The sequence below is a fragment of the Leadbetterella byssophila DSM 17132 genome, from assembly GCF_000166395.1.
Taxonomy (GTDB): domain Bacteria; phylum Bacteroidota; class Bacteroidia; order Cytophagales; family Spirosomataceae; genus Leadbetterella; species Leadbetterella byssophila.
Genome location: NC_014655.1, coordinates 957,334 through 970,720, shown reverse-complemented (window position 1 = coordinate 970,720; position 13,387 = coordinate 957,334). Strand labels below are relative to the sequence as shown.

General features: G+C 38.3%; 14 protein-coding genes and 2 pseudogenes. 11 read left to right on the top strand and 5 right to left on the bottom strand.

Annotated elements, in window-relative coordinates:
• The 6 genes from LBYS_RS04520 (at position 1) to LBYS_RS04495 (ending at position 3,855) form a co-directional block, all read left to right on the top strand.
• On the top strand, positions 1-975 hold the full coding sequence (locus LBYS_RS04520) for a bestrophin family protein (protein ID WP_013407706.1): 975 nt from the start codon (positions 1-3) through the stop codon (positions 973-975).
• A complete protein-coding gene (locus LBYS_RS04515) occupies positions 972-1,709 on the top strand; it encodes an LCIB family protein (protein WP_013407705.1) in 738 nt (245 codons plus the stop codon). Before LBYS_RS04520 ends, LBYS_RS04515 begins: the two co-directional genes overlap by 4 nt.
• A gap of 160 nt (positions 1,710-1,869) precedes the next feature.
• Positions 1,870-2,169 (top strand): hypothetical protein, encoded by a 300-nt coding sequence (locus LBYS_RS18990; protein WP_148225769.1) that lies wholly within the window; start codon positions 1,870-1,872, stop codon positions 2,167-2,169.
• The gene (locus tag LBYS_RS19410) at positions 2,148-2,426 is read left to right on the top strand and encodes a P-loop NTPase family protein (RefSeq protein WP_222836539.1); all 279 of its coding nucleotides are present in this window, start codon (positions 2,148-2,150) and stop codon (positions 2,424-2,426) included. The genes LBYS_RS18990 and LBYS_RS19410 overlap by 22 nt, the downstream gene beginning before the upstream one ends.
• A 339-nt stretch (positions 2,427-2,765) precedes the next feature.
• The gene (locus LBYS_RS04500; RefSeq protein WP_148225768.1) at positions 2,766-3,041 is read left to right on the top strand and encodes a hypothetical protein; all 276 of its coding nucleotides are present in this window, start codon (positions 2,766-2,768) and stop codon (positions 3,039-3,041) included.
• Positions 3,042-3,402: 361 nt separating this feature from the next.
• On the top strand, positions 3,403-3,855 hold the full coding sequence (locus tag LBYS_RS04495) for a GNAT family N-acetyltransferase (RefSeq protein ID WP_013407703.1): 453 nt from the start codon (positions 3,403-3,405) through the stop codon (positions 3,853-3,855).
• A 6-nt stretch (positions 3,856-3,861) separates the two neighbouring features.
• Here LBYS_RS04495 and LBYS_RS04490 read toward each other — a convergent pair whose 3' ends face one another.
• Genes LBYS_RS04490 through LBYS_RS04480 form a run of 3 tightly spaced genes read right to left on the bottom strand, consistent with a single transcriptional unit; the run spans position 3,862 to position 5,144 of the window.
• Complete coding sequence (locus LBYS_RS04490; RefSeq protein WP_013407702.1) at positions 3,862-4,353, bottom strand: GNAT family N-acetyltransferase; 492 nt, start codon at positions 4,351-4,353, stop codon at positions 3,862-3,864.
• A 4-nt stretch (positions 4,354-4,357) separates the two neighbouring features.
• Complete coding sequence (locus tag LBYS_RS04485; protein ID WP_013407701.1) at positions 4,358-4,816, bottom strand: DUF6428 family protein; 459 nt, start codon at positions 4,814-4,816, stop codon at positions 4,358-4,360.
• Positions 4,817-4,820: 4 nt separating this feature from the next.
• On the bottom strand, positions 4,821-5,144 hold the full coding sequence (locus LBYS_RS04480; protein WP_013407700.1) for an ArsR/SmtB family transcription factor: 324 nt from the start codon (positions 5,142-5,144) through the stop codon (positions 4,821-4,823).
• 1,094 nt (positions 5,145-6,238) lie between these two features.
• Here LBYS_RS04480 and tnpA point away from each other — a divergent pair.
• Together tnpA and LBYS_RS19995 are read left to right on the top strand one after the other, a co-directional pair.
• Positions 6,239-6,496 carry an IS66 family insertion sequence element accessory protein TnpA gene (tnpA, locus tag LBYS_RS04475; RefSeq protein WP_041823438.1) on the top strand — a complete coding sequence of 86 codons (258 nt, stop codon included), beginning with the start codon at positions 6,239-6,241 and terminating at the stop codon, positions 6,494-6,496.
• Positions 6,483-7,064 (top strand): annotated as a pseudogene (locus tag LBYS_RS19995) (transposase); the annotation flags it as partial. The gene tnpA and the pseudogene LBYS_RS19995, both read left to right, overlap by 14 nt.
• Before the next feature lie 143 nt (positions 7,065-7,207).
• Here the strand turns inward: LBYS_RS19995 and LBYS_RS04465 are convergent.
• Positions 7,208-8,089, bottom strand: a pseudogene (locus LBYS_RS04465) (DUF6973 domain-containing protein); the annotation flags it as partial.
• 71 nt (positions 8,090-8,160) lie between these two features.
• Positions 8,161-8,358: a hypothetical protein gene (locus LBYS_RS04460; RefSeq protein ID WP_041823437.1), complete on the bottom strand. Its 198-nt coding sequence runs from the start codon at positions 8,356-8,358 to the stop codon at positions 8,161-8,163.
• Between the two features lie 390 nt (positions 8,359-8,748).
• Here LBYS_RS04460 and LBYS_RS04455 point away from each other — a divergent pair, with 390 nt between their 5' ends.
• The 3 genes from LBYS_RS04455 to LBYS_RS19235 all read left to right on the top strand — a co-directional run bounded on the left by LBYS_RS04455 (position 8,749) and on the right by LBYS_RS19235 (position 13,375).
• Entirely contained in the window at positions 8,749-9,783 is a 1,035-nt protein-coding gene (locus tag LBYS_RS04455) for a ligand-binding sensor domain-containing protein (protein ID WP_013407696.1), read from the top strand.
• A gap of 1,167 nt (positions 9,784-10,950) precedes the next feature.
• Positions 10,951-13,152 (top strand): TonB-dependent receptor, encoded by a 2,202-nt coding sequence (locus LBYS_RS04445; protein WP_013407695.1) that lies wholly within the window; start codon positions 10,951-10,953, stop codon positions 13,150-13,152.
• A 76-nt stretch (positions 13,153-13,228) separates the two neighbouring features.
• The gene (locus LBYS_RS19235; protein WP_187287920.1) at positions 13,229-13,375 is read left to right on the top strand and encodes a hypothetical protein; all 147 of its coding nucleotides are present in this window, start codon (positions 13,229-13,231) and stop codon (positions 13,373-13,375) included.
• Positions 13,376-13,387: the final 12 nt, after the last annotated feature.

Genomic DNA, 13,387 nt, shown 5'->3' with positions numbered 1-13,387 from the left:
ATGAACACTGGATCGCACTATAAACTGAAGGAATTTATTCCCTGGACTCGTTCCAAAATCTACATCATGCTAGTCATAAGTATTATTCCGGTGAGACTTTATAAATTTTTTGATTGGGAGTGGTTAGCTATCCCTTGGGCTCCTGTAGCGATAGTTGGGACTGCTGCAGCTTTTATCGCGGGATTTAGAAACACACAAACCTACAATAGGATGTGGGAGGCAAGGCAGATTTGGGGAGGTATTATCAACAGCAGTAGGAGTTTTGGGGTTTTGGTCAAAGATGGTATAGGGAGTAAGGGGATGATCTACAGGCATTTGGCTTGGTTAACTGCTTTGAGATTTCAATTGAGAGAAAGTAAAAGTTGGGAAAATGTTAAGACAAAGGCCTATAATCTTGAATATCTGAAATTGTATACCGTTCCGGAGTGGGAGGGGAATATGTGGGATGAATTGCAACAATACCTAAGCCATGAAGAAATGGAAGTTTTGAGGCATGTGCACAATAAGCCTTCGCAAATTTTGGCCTTGCAATCCGCGCATTTAAAGGAGTTACGTGATCATGGTCATTTATCTGAATATGCATTTTTGCATCTACAAGAGCGTTTGAAGGACCTATTTGAATTACAGGGAAAGTGCGAAAGAATCAAGAACTTTCCTTACCCCCGACAATTTGCCAGCATTAACCTGTATTTTACTTATCTGTTATGTGCCTTGTTGCCCCTTGGCTTTTTAGGTGAATTGAGGAAATTGGGGGAAGATTCAATTTGGTTAGTGGTCCCTCTAAGTCTAGTGGTAGGATGGATTTTTTTAGTGTTAGAGCAGATTGGAGAAAGTACTGAAAATCCATTTGAGGGAGGAGCAAATGACATACCCATGGCACAGATCAGTAGAAATATAGAAATAGACTTGCGAGAAATGTTGGGAGAAGTAGATATTCCTCCTGTTATTGTACCTCAAAATAACATAGTACTATGAGTTTAGATATGGTGAGAAAATGGTATCCCAGAGCAAGAACTTCGGTGGATACCGTGAATAGGCTTCTTGATACCATTGACAGAGTTTTGGGATTAAAGCCCCATCAGTTGATGCATGCTGACAGTTTATGTTGCGATGACGTGAATGCCATTCAATATCCTCCAAGAGCATTGGAGATGCTAGGGCCTTTTCATTTGGGAGGATTAGATGGATATCCCTTTGCTGGAATTACAGGCATGAATGCTTTTGCGCATCATGTCCCGGAAGATGGAGCGGTGATCATCTTTTATGCCCCGCATATTGGTGTTACGAAGCAGGGGGCATTAGGGGAAATATCCCGAATAGGGCAAGGTGCGCCATCCGCGTGTTGCGGGGCTGCTAAAGGCGCATTGGAAAAATTGAAGAGAAATGAGATCATTGTGGGTAACATCAGCTCTTTGGATTTTCAAATGAATACCATTGAGCAGATTTTTCTCAGTCAGAAGCAGAGAATTTTGAGGGCTGATCATCCGCTGTTTGAGGCTACTGAAGTAATGTACGAGGCTATTGATGACAGAATTGAGGTTTTGGTAAAAGCCACGCATTATCCCTGTAAATATCTTTTGCTTGTGGGCGGGATCTTTATAAATGGTGATAAAGAAATGGGGTCTTATTGCCAATACAAGAAGTTTGACTGTATAGATATAGAGAGCGGGGAGAGGAGAAGTTTGCTCGCTGAATATGATGCAATTTAAAGAGACTCAAAGATTCAATCAATGGTGGCATTACCTGCTTTTTTCTTTGTCGCTAATTCCTCTTTTGTACGGGCTATATGCCTGTTGGACATCCCAGATCTATAGCGGCCTTTTCGTTACATTGGGTATATTCCTGGTGGTTATTGTATTCCTATTTTCAATGAGATTAGATACTGAAATCACGGATGAGGGCATTTATGTTCAATTTTTCCCTTTTCACCTGCATAGGAGGTTTTATCCTAAAGCTAGTATTCAAGAGATTTTTGTGCGGGAATACAAGCCCATTTTGGAATACGGTGGATACGGTATCCGCTATTCATTTTCAGGTAAGGCCTATAATGTAAGAGGAAAAATGGGGCTTCAGTTGAAATTTAAAGATGGAGGTAAATTGCTGATTGGTACCCAGAAAATGGAGGAAATGGAAGATATTTTGAAGAGATGGAAAGAATCTGCATCATAGGCCCAAGTTCTTCAGGTAAATCCACATTAGCCCAAGCTTTGGGAGAAAAGTTTGATTTAAAAGTCTGTTTTCTGGACCAAATGGCGCATTTTCCTGGCACTCAATGGAAGAGGAGGGAAGATGCTGATTTTCAAAGAGATCATGAACTATTTCTTCTCGAAAACGATCGCTGGGTAATGGAGGGGAATTATAGTTTTTTGATGCCCAGCAGATTTGAAAAAGCTACGCTTATTATCTGGTTAGATTTTAAGATCTGAGGTGCGGTATTTCGCTATATAAAAAGAAGTTTCTCGAAACAGAGATGGGGAGATTTAGAGGGAGCTAAAAGAAGACCTAGTTTAGATCAATTGAAGTATATGCTATTTGTAGCCCCTAAATTAAGGCCAAAGTACGAAAGGCTCATCCTAGAATCTGCTTGTAAATTCATTAGATTGGAGAAGTTTGATGAATTGAAGAAGCTCTATAAAGATCTGGATTTAAATGAAAAAAATAAGGATTAGTGGGTAAAGGGAGGGGAAAGATTTTCTAGTTTTGGTCATGAAAGCTAAAGCTATTGGAGGTTTTGTTCTCCTTTTTATCCTATACCATTCGGCTGAATGGATGTATATGAAATATCAATCGGCTTCTGGATTTTTGGTATTTCAGTTCTTATTTTTTCTTTCTTCGCTAGTAATAGCGAAATTTCAGTTCAAAGAAGGCTTTGCAGCGTGGGGATTTGTCAGGAGGGGATTTTGGACGTTTCTTTTAGGGGGAATGCTATTGGGACTGACCCTGTATGGAACTGCTTTAGGATTGAATGTTTGGTGGTCAGTGGAGGAAGTGGTTCGATGGCCCCAGATTTCGGCCGCTTTGGGTTTGTTTATATTTGGTAATTTCCTATCTAGTTTTTCAGAAGATATTTTAACTAGGGCATATTTATTTTAGCACTGGGATTTTCCATGGATGTATCCAGCTTAATTTATGTGTTGAATCATATACATAGACTTGATCAGGGATTAGAGACCTACGTCTATCTTTTTGCTTTAGGTCTGTTTTTTCATTATCTTATTGGATTTCTAAGAATATATGGTTTACGGGTGGGATACATTGGGCTGGCAACTGTTTCTTTTTCTTTATACATGAAATGGGCGAGGTGAAGGAGAACGTGTCGTGGATCAGTCCAAATTATACCTTGGTATTGGCATCCGTATTATTAATGCCTTTAAATTATTTACTCATTCAAAGATTACGAAAATGAAGGTGGTAGAACAGGTTTGGGAAAACTTCTTGATTTCAACAGACCCTCGTAAATTAAACGTAGGAGCGATCCATCATTTCTTGTGCTACCATTCCAGTTGGAGTAAGGGCATTCCCTTGGACAGGGTTCAGAAGTCCATTGATCAATCCTTAAATTTTGGAGTGTATGATGAAGACCGGCAAATAGGTTTTGCCAGAATTATTTCCGACTATTCCACGATAGCCTATTTGGGAGATGTGTATTTGTTGGACGAGTACAGAGGGAAGGGCATATCTAAGCGAATGATGGATACGATTTTGGGGCATCCGGAATTGCAAGGTTTAAGGAGATGGATCTTGTTGACGAATACCGCGGAGTGGTTGTATGAGAAGTATGGCTTTGTGAAAGTTCCTCATCCCGAATGGTATATGGAGAAGTTTAATTCAAAGGTATATGAGAGGGAGAGTTGATGGAAATTACTCGATTCCAATCTTATTGCTTCTCCTCTCCATTAGTACATTGTCCTTCCAGACTCCGTTTTTTAATCCTATCTTTTCTCTATAGCCCACCATTCTGAAACCGCAACTTTCATGCAGCTTGATGCTAGGTAGATTCTCTGAAAAAATGCTGGACTGTAAGGTCCATATTCCTTCTTTTTCGCTTTGATGGATTAATTCATGTAGAAGTGCTTTTCCTATACCTTTACCTCTGTGCTCCTGGCCAATATATATGCTTACTTCTGCTACACCGGAGTATACACATCTGCTAGAGACAGGGCTTAAAGCTGCCCATCCGCAGATTTTACCTTCTAAGAGGGCAACTAATCTACAAGAACTTAGGTGGCTTTTATCCCATTCTTCCCACGAAGGTGCTTCATTTTGGAAGGTAGCTATCTGAGTAGAGATACCTTGTAAGTAGATCTCTACAATTTCCGGGAAGTTGTCTCTATTGATGTGTGATATTCTCATGTGATTAGCAGCAACCGGAATTTGGTGTACAGCAAGAATTTTGTAGTTCAGAAAGTTTGATTTTGGGCTTGACGTTTAGGCAAGCGTCCTGAGCTAAACATGCAGTATTCTTATTCCTCAATATGAAGTTCTTTCCGTTAAAATCTAGGTCGTACTTTCCAATGGTTGTGGATTGGTATTCGACTTCAATTGCTGCGTTTTCTAAACCTAGCTTTTCCTCTGATAGCTTTATGATGTTCAGTAATTTGCCGGGTTTTAATCGATGTTCGTAGTCGTCTGCATTCCACAGTTGGAAATTTACCACCTTTTCACTTCTGATCACGCCTCCGCAATCGATAAAATTTTTTGTAATCTGTCCCACTTCTGTCACGTGGAAATGTTCTGGCACCCAAGTTCCGTCTTCTAGTTGAAATTCCACATTCTCTAATGTGGGCAGAATTTCTTTAATTTTTGTTAGATCCATTTTATTAGCAAAGTGTTTTTACATCCTGATCGAAGAAAGCATTGAATTGCGTTTGAATGTTACTCCAGGCTTCTTCGTCTATACAGTAACATTGTGATTTTCCCTTTATTGATCCTTTTAAGAGACCTATAGATTTTAGTTCCGAAAGATGTTGGGAGATGGTAGGTTGGGCAAGGCCAATTTTTTCCACCATGTCATTACATATGCAGGAATGCCTATCAATAATGACTTGTAAGTTGGCTAAACGGGCTGGATGTCCAAGTACTTTAAAAATGTTTGACAGTTGGCTCTGTTCTTCAGTATACTTCCCTGTTTTTGTTACTCCCATACTGATTTCGTATTGGTATATTGCAATATTACGATACAAAAATGACTATGCAAAATACTTATTTGGAAAGTAATTGAATTTAACGTAGGGTTCTAGTTTGGCGCGAGGTAAATGTGAGGAGATTATATATTATGCATATAGAATCTATGATGACAGTATGGCAATTGGTGGGGGGAAAAAAAATTAAAGATTCAAGTCATTAAATTTTATAGGAAGAATTTCTCTAATTGTATACGTCTTTTAGACTATTGAATTTCGCAACTTTTAGATTCCAGGTGATATATTATTAGGAAATGGTCAATTGATTCACTTCATTTAGAATTAGAAGGTTTTTAGAAAGGGGAGGTTAAGATAGAAATAGTACAGGTGGATCAAAGACGTCAGTAGAAAAAATATTGTAGTAGAATATAGAATTATAGCATTTAAAAACTATATTAGTACTCTGATTAAAAACAAATTAACACTCCTACTAATGCGTAAGTTTAAATTAACTTCCCTTTTAATCTTACTGGTCTTATTTTCGTTCGAAGGTTATAGCCAGTCGACTTTAGGATCTAATGTAAGTCAAACGGTATATAAAAGTGGTATTGGATTAGGGAGCGTTATAGCTGTAGTTACTTCATGGGACAGAAATAAATCTATATTTTGGGCCATTTTCCATGGGATTTGCAGTTGGTTATATGTAGTTTATTATGCTTTTTCACGCTAGATCAATTCTACTTTTTTTTTAAGTATACCATCATTAAAGGAGAACTTTTGTTTTTCTCCTGGAATATGAATTCAGGAGGGGTTAGAGATCAAAATTTCTACTCGATCAAGAAAGGTACCATCAATTGTATGTAGCCAGTAATCTAAGGGTTTGTATGATGCTGATTGGGATTCATGCATGTGGCAGTAATTTTTTGGCTTAAAAAAAGTAATTACACCGTTCTATCATTTAAGATCCTGCTATTGTTGTAGCAAAAGTAAATTCTCCGCTGGAAAGCCCCACTCCCATTTCTGCTATCTCTAACGGTCTAGTTGAGGTTCTTCTAAAGTATCCGCCCGACCAAGTGCATATTGCTTATTCTGAATAGGAGGCGGATCTTTGTGTCATGAGCACAGAAGAAAAAAGAGAGAGGATGCTTTCGCTGGTTGAGGATTGGAAAGCGAGTGGATTGACCCAAAAAGCATTTGGCCTATTGCACGGGATCAACGTTTCGACCTTGCGTTACTGGGTCTTCAAGTCCAAGGAACAGGAAGCCGGTAGCAGAGGTTTTATGCCCTCCGGATCAGCTGTGAAAGGGGAACAAATAGAGATTATCTATCCTACGGGGGTGAGGCTGAAAGTACCGCGATCAGAAAGCCACTGACACCACTACCTTAAAGCCGCATTTGGAAGGTTTTGAAGCTGCTTACCCAACCCAAAGTAAAGAAGTAGTAGCAGATGCGGGATATGGCGGCGAGGAGAACTATGAAATGCTTAAAAACAAATCTATTACGGGTTATGTAAAATATAACTATTTTCATAAGGAGCAAAAGAAATCCTTTCACAAAGACCCATTTTTAGTACAAAACCTGTTTTACAATAGCTGAGAAGACTTTTATGTTTGTCCGATGGGCCAACGGATGGAAAATATAGGTTCAGGGAAACGGATTCCAAGTAACGGATATGAGTCCCAAATAACCCATTATCAGGCAAGAAATTGCTATGGATGTCCCTTGCGAGAACAATGTCACCAGGCTGCGTATAACCGAAGAATTGAGTTAAACCATAGGTTAAACCAACTAAAACATGAAGCTTAAGAGCTTTTTATTAGCCAAAAAGGACTAAAACACCTAAGTAAGAGAGCTATAGAGCCTGAAGCTGTCTTTGGTCAGCTAAAAAGAAATAATAGCTTCAACCGGTTTACATTTATTGGACTACAGAAGGTACATATGCACAATCAACAAACTTTTAAAATCAAATCTTATAAAAAAAACAGTAGCAAACTTGCGTTTACTACTGTTTAATTATCTAAATTTATTTATCCAATTCCTGTATCAATATTTCAGGACCAGACATATGTTTTCTTAGAGGAAATCTATCTTTCTTCAGAATCCTTAATACCCTCATTAGTAATAAAATAATGCTGAGGGTTCTTTTTCCCAATTTGATAGTTGGTAAAATAACCGGAGTTCACTTCTACACTTTCTCCATCAGGGAAAGTAGCCTTAAAAATGAAACCGCCTTCAGAGATATCAATATCTTTCTTGATATTAAACTTTATGTCGTAGACTTCACCGGGAGAAAGGCTTTTTTCCCACTTTATTTTACCGCTTATCTCATCAACGTTTAATTTTACCACTTCATCAGTAGTATTTCTGACCGTGAACTGAACATCATATTTCTCCTTTTCAAACTTTTCTTCACACGACATCAATGTGAAGAATAATACAAACACAAATAATAAATTTTTCATAATAAGGACTTTTAAGTGAGTTGCCGAAGCTGGACTACAATTTGAATTTTGAAAATTGCATTTATTTTTGTTCTTGATATTGTTAATAAGGCGGGACTCTTGAAAGTGGGGCTCTGCCTTATCTTTTAATCTTCTGGTATCACCCAAACGTTGAAATTTTTGAAAACGTACGAGTGTGGAGCCGTTTACTGCATTTATTTCCGGTTCGGTTGTCTTCACCACGATGCTCATGCCATGAACATAGGTAGATATATCATTATCACTTGTATTCACCCTAACACTATAATTAAATAGGCCTTCTTTATATCTCTCGGCTATTGTCTCAAAATAATTAAAGCCCACTTTGTTATTATGAAGGTCCATTGCCTTTGACATGCCGCTGTCGTTACACTCGTGAGCCTCCAGAAAGCCTTCAGCTACATCTCTGGCCTTAGAGACTGTTGCGTAGCGGCGTGCGCCATACTTCCCAACCATTACAGCAAGTATCCCTTGTCTTCGTGCGTCAGAAGCATCATTGTTTCCATAACCACCCTATTGATATGCCAAATTCATAGCATCTTCAATTCCACTTCTGTCTAATCGGGCATGACCGCCGTAAGCGCGGCTACATCATCAGGAAAATCCTTGGAGACTTTAGCTGTCAGCCCATCAAACACAATAGTTTTAAGATCCTTTTGAGTTTGTGCGGACTCATTAGAATTGATTTCAACAGAATTTTTTTCGCAAGAAAAGAGAGTGATGCTGATCAGTACGGACATTAATAATTTTTTCATGAATTAGATTGTTGTGTGTGAAAGTGAATCATAAAAAATTTTGAATGCAAAAGTAGAGAGATTTTTCCTCGCGACAAAGAAAATTTCTCCCATAGGGGAAATTTTCTTTACATTTATAACTTTGACATACTTATTCTCGTATCACTCAATAGCCACTGAAGGACGAAATGATATCAATAAAATGAAGCTATGATCAAAAAAAACGTAAAAGATCTCTACCCGCAGAACTAATCTTCAGGAATCAAACATGTAGTTCGTCGGGCGGATTCTCAGAGCTTAACTCGTACATCAAATACTCAGGCTAACCTTATATTAATAAATATACAAAAAAAGTCCCTAATTACCAAAGGGTTTGGAGTATATTTGAGTTGTGCAAAAAATGCACTCGTAATGATCAAGTTGGTAAGCCTAGTACTCATATTGACACTCAACTTTTCTTGTACTGATACAAGAGAAGGGGAAGGGAGCGAGCCTGTGTCGCTTGTAACCACCGACTCCCTAAAATTTACTTCTGCCATACGCGCTATCTTTCAGGACAGTAAAGGCAATTATTGGATTGGAAGTCATAATGAAGGGGTAAGTTTATATAATGGGAAAGCATTTGTATACTTTACAACAAATCAAGGTTTGTCTGACAATCAAATCCGTTCCATCCAAGAAGATAAAGATGGGAAAATTTGGTTCGGTACAGCAAAGGGAATAAGTGTATACCACAAGGGAAAGTTTACTAATTATCCCTCAAAAAATAACAATCCAATAGTGGATTGGAACAAGACAAAGGGGGATTCATGGTTTTATGCCTGGGAGGAAGACGGGATAAATCGCTTTGACGGCATAAATATGAACTACCTGATATTCCCCAAGCCTGAAAGTAAGAATTCAGATCGTTCATATGGTGTTACGGGTATGTCAAAAGGTCAGGATGGTAGATTGTGGATAGCGACTTATTCCGCGCTGTTCAGTTATGATGGCAAAACGGTGAACGTCTTTGACGCTAAAAAATTGAACCTAAAGGATAATCAACAATTGCATATAAGAAGTGTATTAGCAGATTCAAAGGGAAGAATTTGGATAGGAAATAATGGGATTGGCGTCTTGCTTATGGAAGGAAATTCCACCTTTAATTTTTCTGAAAAGAATCATTTAATTGATCCAACAAGCACTAGGAGAGGGGATCATAAATCACCTCCGGGTACGCTTGAACACCCCTTTGCTATGGAAGAAGATTCTGAAGGCAATATCTGGTTTGGAGATGTACATACGGGAGCTTGGAGATATGACGGTAAAGCGTTTACCAACTATTCCGTTAGCAACAAGCCCATGATTTGGACTATATATAAAGACCACAAAGGCCATTTGCTATTTGGAACGGCAGATGGAAAGATTTTTAAGTTTAACGGAAAAACGTTTGAAAAGTATTTTTAAAAAAAACTAAGAATCACTGGTAGGAAATGCGCGAAAATATCAGCCGATACTACATATAGGGTTACAATGAAGGTGTTGCTGAATAAATGCTTAGGGATTTACACAATTTCCAAAGCGGAGAAATCAACATGACTTTAAATGGATTTATGAGGACCAATTATTGACGTTAAATTATCTTGGTTCTAGCTTAGTAGCCTTTTGTTGTATAATTAATATTATGTTAAATAGAAATTCCAATACTTCCCCTTCAGTTGGAAAATTCAGGAAAAATTGAAAATTATTGCAGATCTGTTTTACTACGATGATTTGATAAAGCCTGAGAATTGAAAATTTTGGCTGCGCCTTAATAAGTTCCATTCTATGTGATACTTGAGGATTGGCTCAAAATACTTTAGGTAGATTTCCAACAAAGATTTTTGGATTGAGCATTTGATCAAATTTACATCAATGATTAGATAAAGTCTGAGAATTGAAAATTTTGGCTGCGCCTTAATATGATTCCATTCTATTTGATTTTTGAGGATTGGCTCAAAATACTTTAGGTAGATTTCCAACAAAGATTTTTGGATTGAGCATTTGATCAAATTTGAGTTTTATTTTCAGCATGTGGCCATTTATCTAGCTCTGGTCTTGCCTGAGGATTGGCTCAAAGACTTAAGCTAGATTCCAATCGTGATTTTTTGGATTGCTGAGACTAATATCAGCAAGATCCTATATAGTTAATTCTGTATCGTGGTCTTGCCTGAAGATTTCAAATACCCAAACTAGATTCTAATCGTGATTTTTTGGGATGATATTGCTAGGATTTTGAAATCTGAAACTATGCTTCGGCGGGATGCTTTTTGGTTAATTTATTCCCGTGATTTGAATAATGGCTGCTGGATTTTACTTTGGTAACCTAAGATGTGGTATCCAACTAGCGTCTATTCAAAGTCCTCCTTACTGGGATAAAAAAACCTTTTAAACTTTACTTCTAAAACCTTGTCACTCCTATTATTTGGTTATTTTATTTTGCTCTATGTCTTTAATAATCAATATGATAGTAATCTAAAGCCTTAGTTCCGTGGGTCTAACTCCTATCCTGCTAGCACTTAATGGCACTATACTCGCCTTAAAACGCTTTTTTTCAAGCGATTTTTGACCTATTTTTGGCATTTTTATTATTCAATGCGATTACTCTTATTTTTCTTATTAGCTTTTCAACTCACCTACGCTCACAAAGGGACGCTTTCTGGTATCGTTAAAGAGACGGATACAGATAAACCTCTTCCAGGTGCTACCCTACTCATCCAGGGAAAATATGCCGTTAGTAATGATTTTGGACAGTTTGTCTTCCGAGATTTAGAAAGTGGAGCATCTGATTTAGTCGTTTCCGCTATAGGTTATCATACTCAAAAGGTTCTTGTGGAACTGATAGAAGATGAGAATACAAATCTCACCTTACATCTACAACGTTCTAATGTCTCCTTAGAAGAAATAAAGATCAATTCGGTTTCTCCTCATAAATTGAACCTTATTTCCCATTTGGATATTCAGGTTCGGCCTATCCAAAACTCTCAAGAGATCCTTCGTTTCGTACCTGGACTTTTGATGGGGCAACATGCCGGAGGCGGTAAAGCAGAACAGATCTTCCTTCGTGGTTTTGATATTGATCACGGAACAGATATCCTGCTCTCTGCTGACGGAATGCCGGTAAATATGGTATCTCATGCCCATGGACAAGGCTACGCAGATCTACATTTCTTGATACCTGAACTGATAGAAAGCGTTTCTTTTCAGAAAGGAATGTACCATGCGGATAAAGGCAACTTCAGCACGGCCGGTTGGGTAGACTTCAAAACCAAAAACGTTTTAGACCGTAATATCTTTAAAGCAGAGGTAGGACAGTTCAATACTTACCGCGGTCTAGGAGCTTTGAACATTCTGAAAAAAGAGAATCAATCCGCCTATATGGCTGGAGAATATCAATATTCCGATGCTTATTTTGATGCTCCACAGAAATTCAATCGATATAATTTCTTGAGCAAATATCATGTTCATTGGAAGAATACCTCCTTCAATTTGTCTGCTAGTACTTTTGGAAGCACTTGGAATCACTCCGGACAAATTCCTGAACGTGCGGTAGCATCAGGCATGATAGGATTCTTTGGAGCCATAGATCCTACAGAAGGAGGAGAAACCCATCGGACCAATGTGAATTTGCAAACCTCTACCCTTACATCCAATCATCACATTTTTAAGAATCAAGTGTACTATACGCACTATGATTTCTTATTGTATTCCAACTTCACTTTCTTCCTGGAGAATCCTGAATTTGGGGATCAAATCAAACAAAAGGAGAATAGAAACCTTTTTGGCTACAATGGTAGTTACCATATACCTCATGGTAAAGGAGAATTTAGCGCAGGTTTGAATTACCGCCAAGACCTGACAAAGGATTCAGAATTAAGTAACACCCACAACAAAACCCAGGTGCTGAATGCCATCATGTTAGGCGATATTCGTGAAGCTAATCTAGGCATCTATGTAGACGAAACCTTTGATCTTAATGCTCAATGGAAACTGAATTTGGGATTGAGATACGATTACTTTTTCAATAGATATCTGGATCATTTAGATAAAGGAGGCAAAACGTCAGCAGGAATTCTACTGCCAAAGGTGAATGTGTACTACTCTCCCACCTCTACTCTACAATTTTATTTCAATTCAGGTAAAGGTTTCCATTCCAACGATACCCGTGTAGCTGTTCCTCAGAACGGCAAAGAAGTGTTACCAGCCGCCTACGGCACTGATTTAGGAGTGAATGCTAAACTTGCCCCACGCCTATTTGTAAATGCGGCGTATTGGAACTTATGGTTAGATCAGGAGTTCGTTTACGTAGGAGATGCGGGAATTGTGGAACCATCTGGCAAGACTTGGCGACAAGGCCTTGATCTTTCTCTTCGATATGAGCTAGGCAAAAATCTCTTTTTGGACACAGACCTGAATTGGACCAGACCTAGAGCATTAGAAGAAGAGGATCACTACATTCCCCTTGCTCCCATCTTCACTAGCATGGGTGGATTAACTTATAAGCGAAAAGAGGGTCTTAATGGAAGTTTACGCTATAGGTACGTGGCAGATCGACCTGCAAATGAAGATAACAGCATCATAGCCAAAGGTTACTTCATTAATGATCTTCAGATTAATTATACAAAACCTTCCTACCAAATAGGATTGAGTATACAGAACCTATTTGATCAGCGTTGGAAAGAGACACAATTCAATACCCTGTCCCGACTCAGAGATGAAGCGGAACCGGTAGAAGAAATTCATTTCACTCCGGGTACACCGTTCTCCGCAAAACTGAGTTTTAGTTTATTCTTTTAAGCGAGGTCTAACCTCGCTTTTTTATTAAATTTGTGAACATTCACTCGTATATTGTTCGTAAAACTATTAAAATAAAATGAAAAAGCGCATAAAATTCTTAATTTCTACCTTTATAAGCCTATTCTTCGGTTCTTCTACATTTGCGCAAAACTATGATAGTCTTTTTACTTTTTTGCATAAGAGTAATCAATTCAACGGTAACGTTCTGATTGCGGAAGGATGACAGGTTACCTTC

What these genes read in the sequence shown, in the direction of transcription:
- LBYS_RS04520 (WP_013407706.1), top strand. Translation starts at nt 1, where the DNA reads ATGAACACTGGATCGCACTATAAACTGAAGGAATTTATTCCCTGGACT.
- LBYS_RS04515 (WP_013407705.1), top strand. Translation starts at nt 972, where the DNA reads ATGAGTTTAGATATGGTGAGAAAATGGTATCCCAGAGCAAGAACTTCG.
- LBYS_RS18990 (WP_148225769.1), top strand. Translation starts at nt 1,870, where the DNA reads ATGAGATTAGATACTGAAATCACGGATGAGGGCATTTATGTTCAATTT.
- LBYS_RS19410 (WP_222836539.1), top strand. Translation starts at nt 2,148, where the DNA reads ATGGAAAGAATCTGCATCATAGGCCCAAGTTCTTCAGGTAAATCCACA.
- LBYS_RS04500 (WP_148225768.1), top strand. Translation starts at nt 2,766, where the DNA reads ATGGATGTATATGAAATATCAATCGGCTTCTGGATTTTTGGTATTTCA.
- LBYS_RS04495 (WP_013407703.1), top strand. Translation starts at nt 3,403, where the DNA reads ATGAAGGTGGTAGAACAGGTTTGGGAAAACTTCTTGATTTCAACAGAC.
- LBYS_RS04490 (WP_013407702.1), bottom strand. Translation starts at nt 4,353, where the DNA reads ATGAGAATATCACACATCAATAGAGACAACTTCCCGGAAATTGTAGAG.
- LBYS_RS04485 (WP_013407701.1), bottom strand. Translation starts at nt 4,816, where the DNA reads ATGGATCTAACAAAAATTAAAGAAATTCTGCCCACATTAGAGAATGTG.
- LBYS_RS04480 (WP_013407700.1), bottom strand. Translation starts at nt 5,144, where the DNA reads ATGGGAGTAACAAAAACAGGGAAGTATACTGAAGAACAGAGCCAACTG.
- tnpA (WP_041823438.1), top strand. Translation starts at nt 6,239, where the DNA reads ATGAGCACAGAAGAAAAAAGAGAGAGGATGCTTTCGCTGGTTGAGGAT.
- LBYS_RS04460 (WP_041823437.1), bottom strand. Translation starts at nt 8,358, where the DNA reads ATGAAAAAATTATTAATGTCCGTACTGATCAGCATCACTCTCTTTTCT.
- LBYS_RS04455 (WP_013407696.1), top strand. Translation starts at nt 8,749, where the DNA reads ATGATCAAGTTGGTAAGCCTAGTACTCATATTGACACTCAACTTTTCT.
- LBYS_RS04445 (WP_013407695.1), top strand. Translation starts at nt 10,951, where the DNA reads ATGCGATTACTCTTATTTTTCTTATTAGCTTTTCAACTCACCTACGCT.
- LBYS_RS19235 (WP_187287920.1), top strand. Translation starts at nt 13,229, where the DNA reads ATGAAAAAGCGCATAAAATTCTTAATTTCTACCTTTATAAGCCTATTC.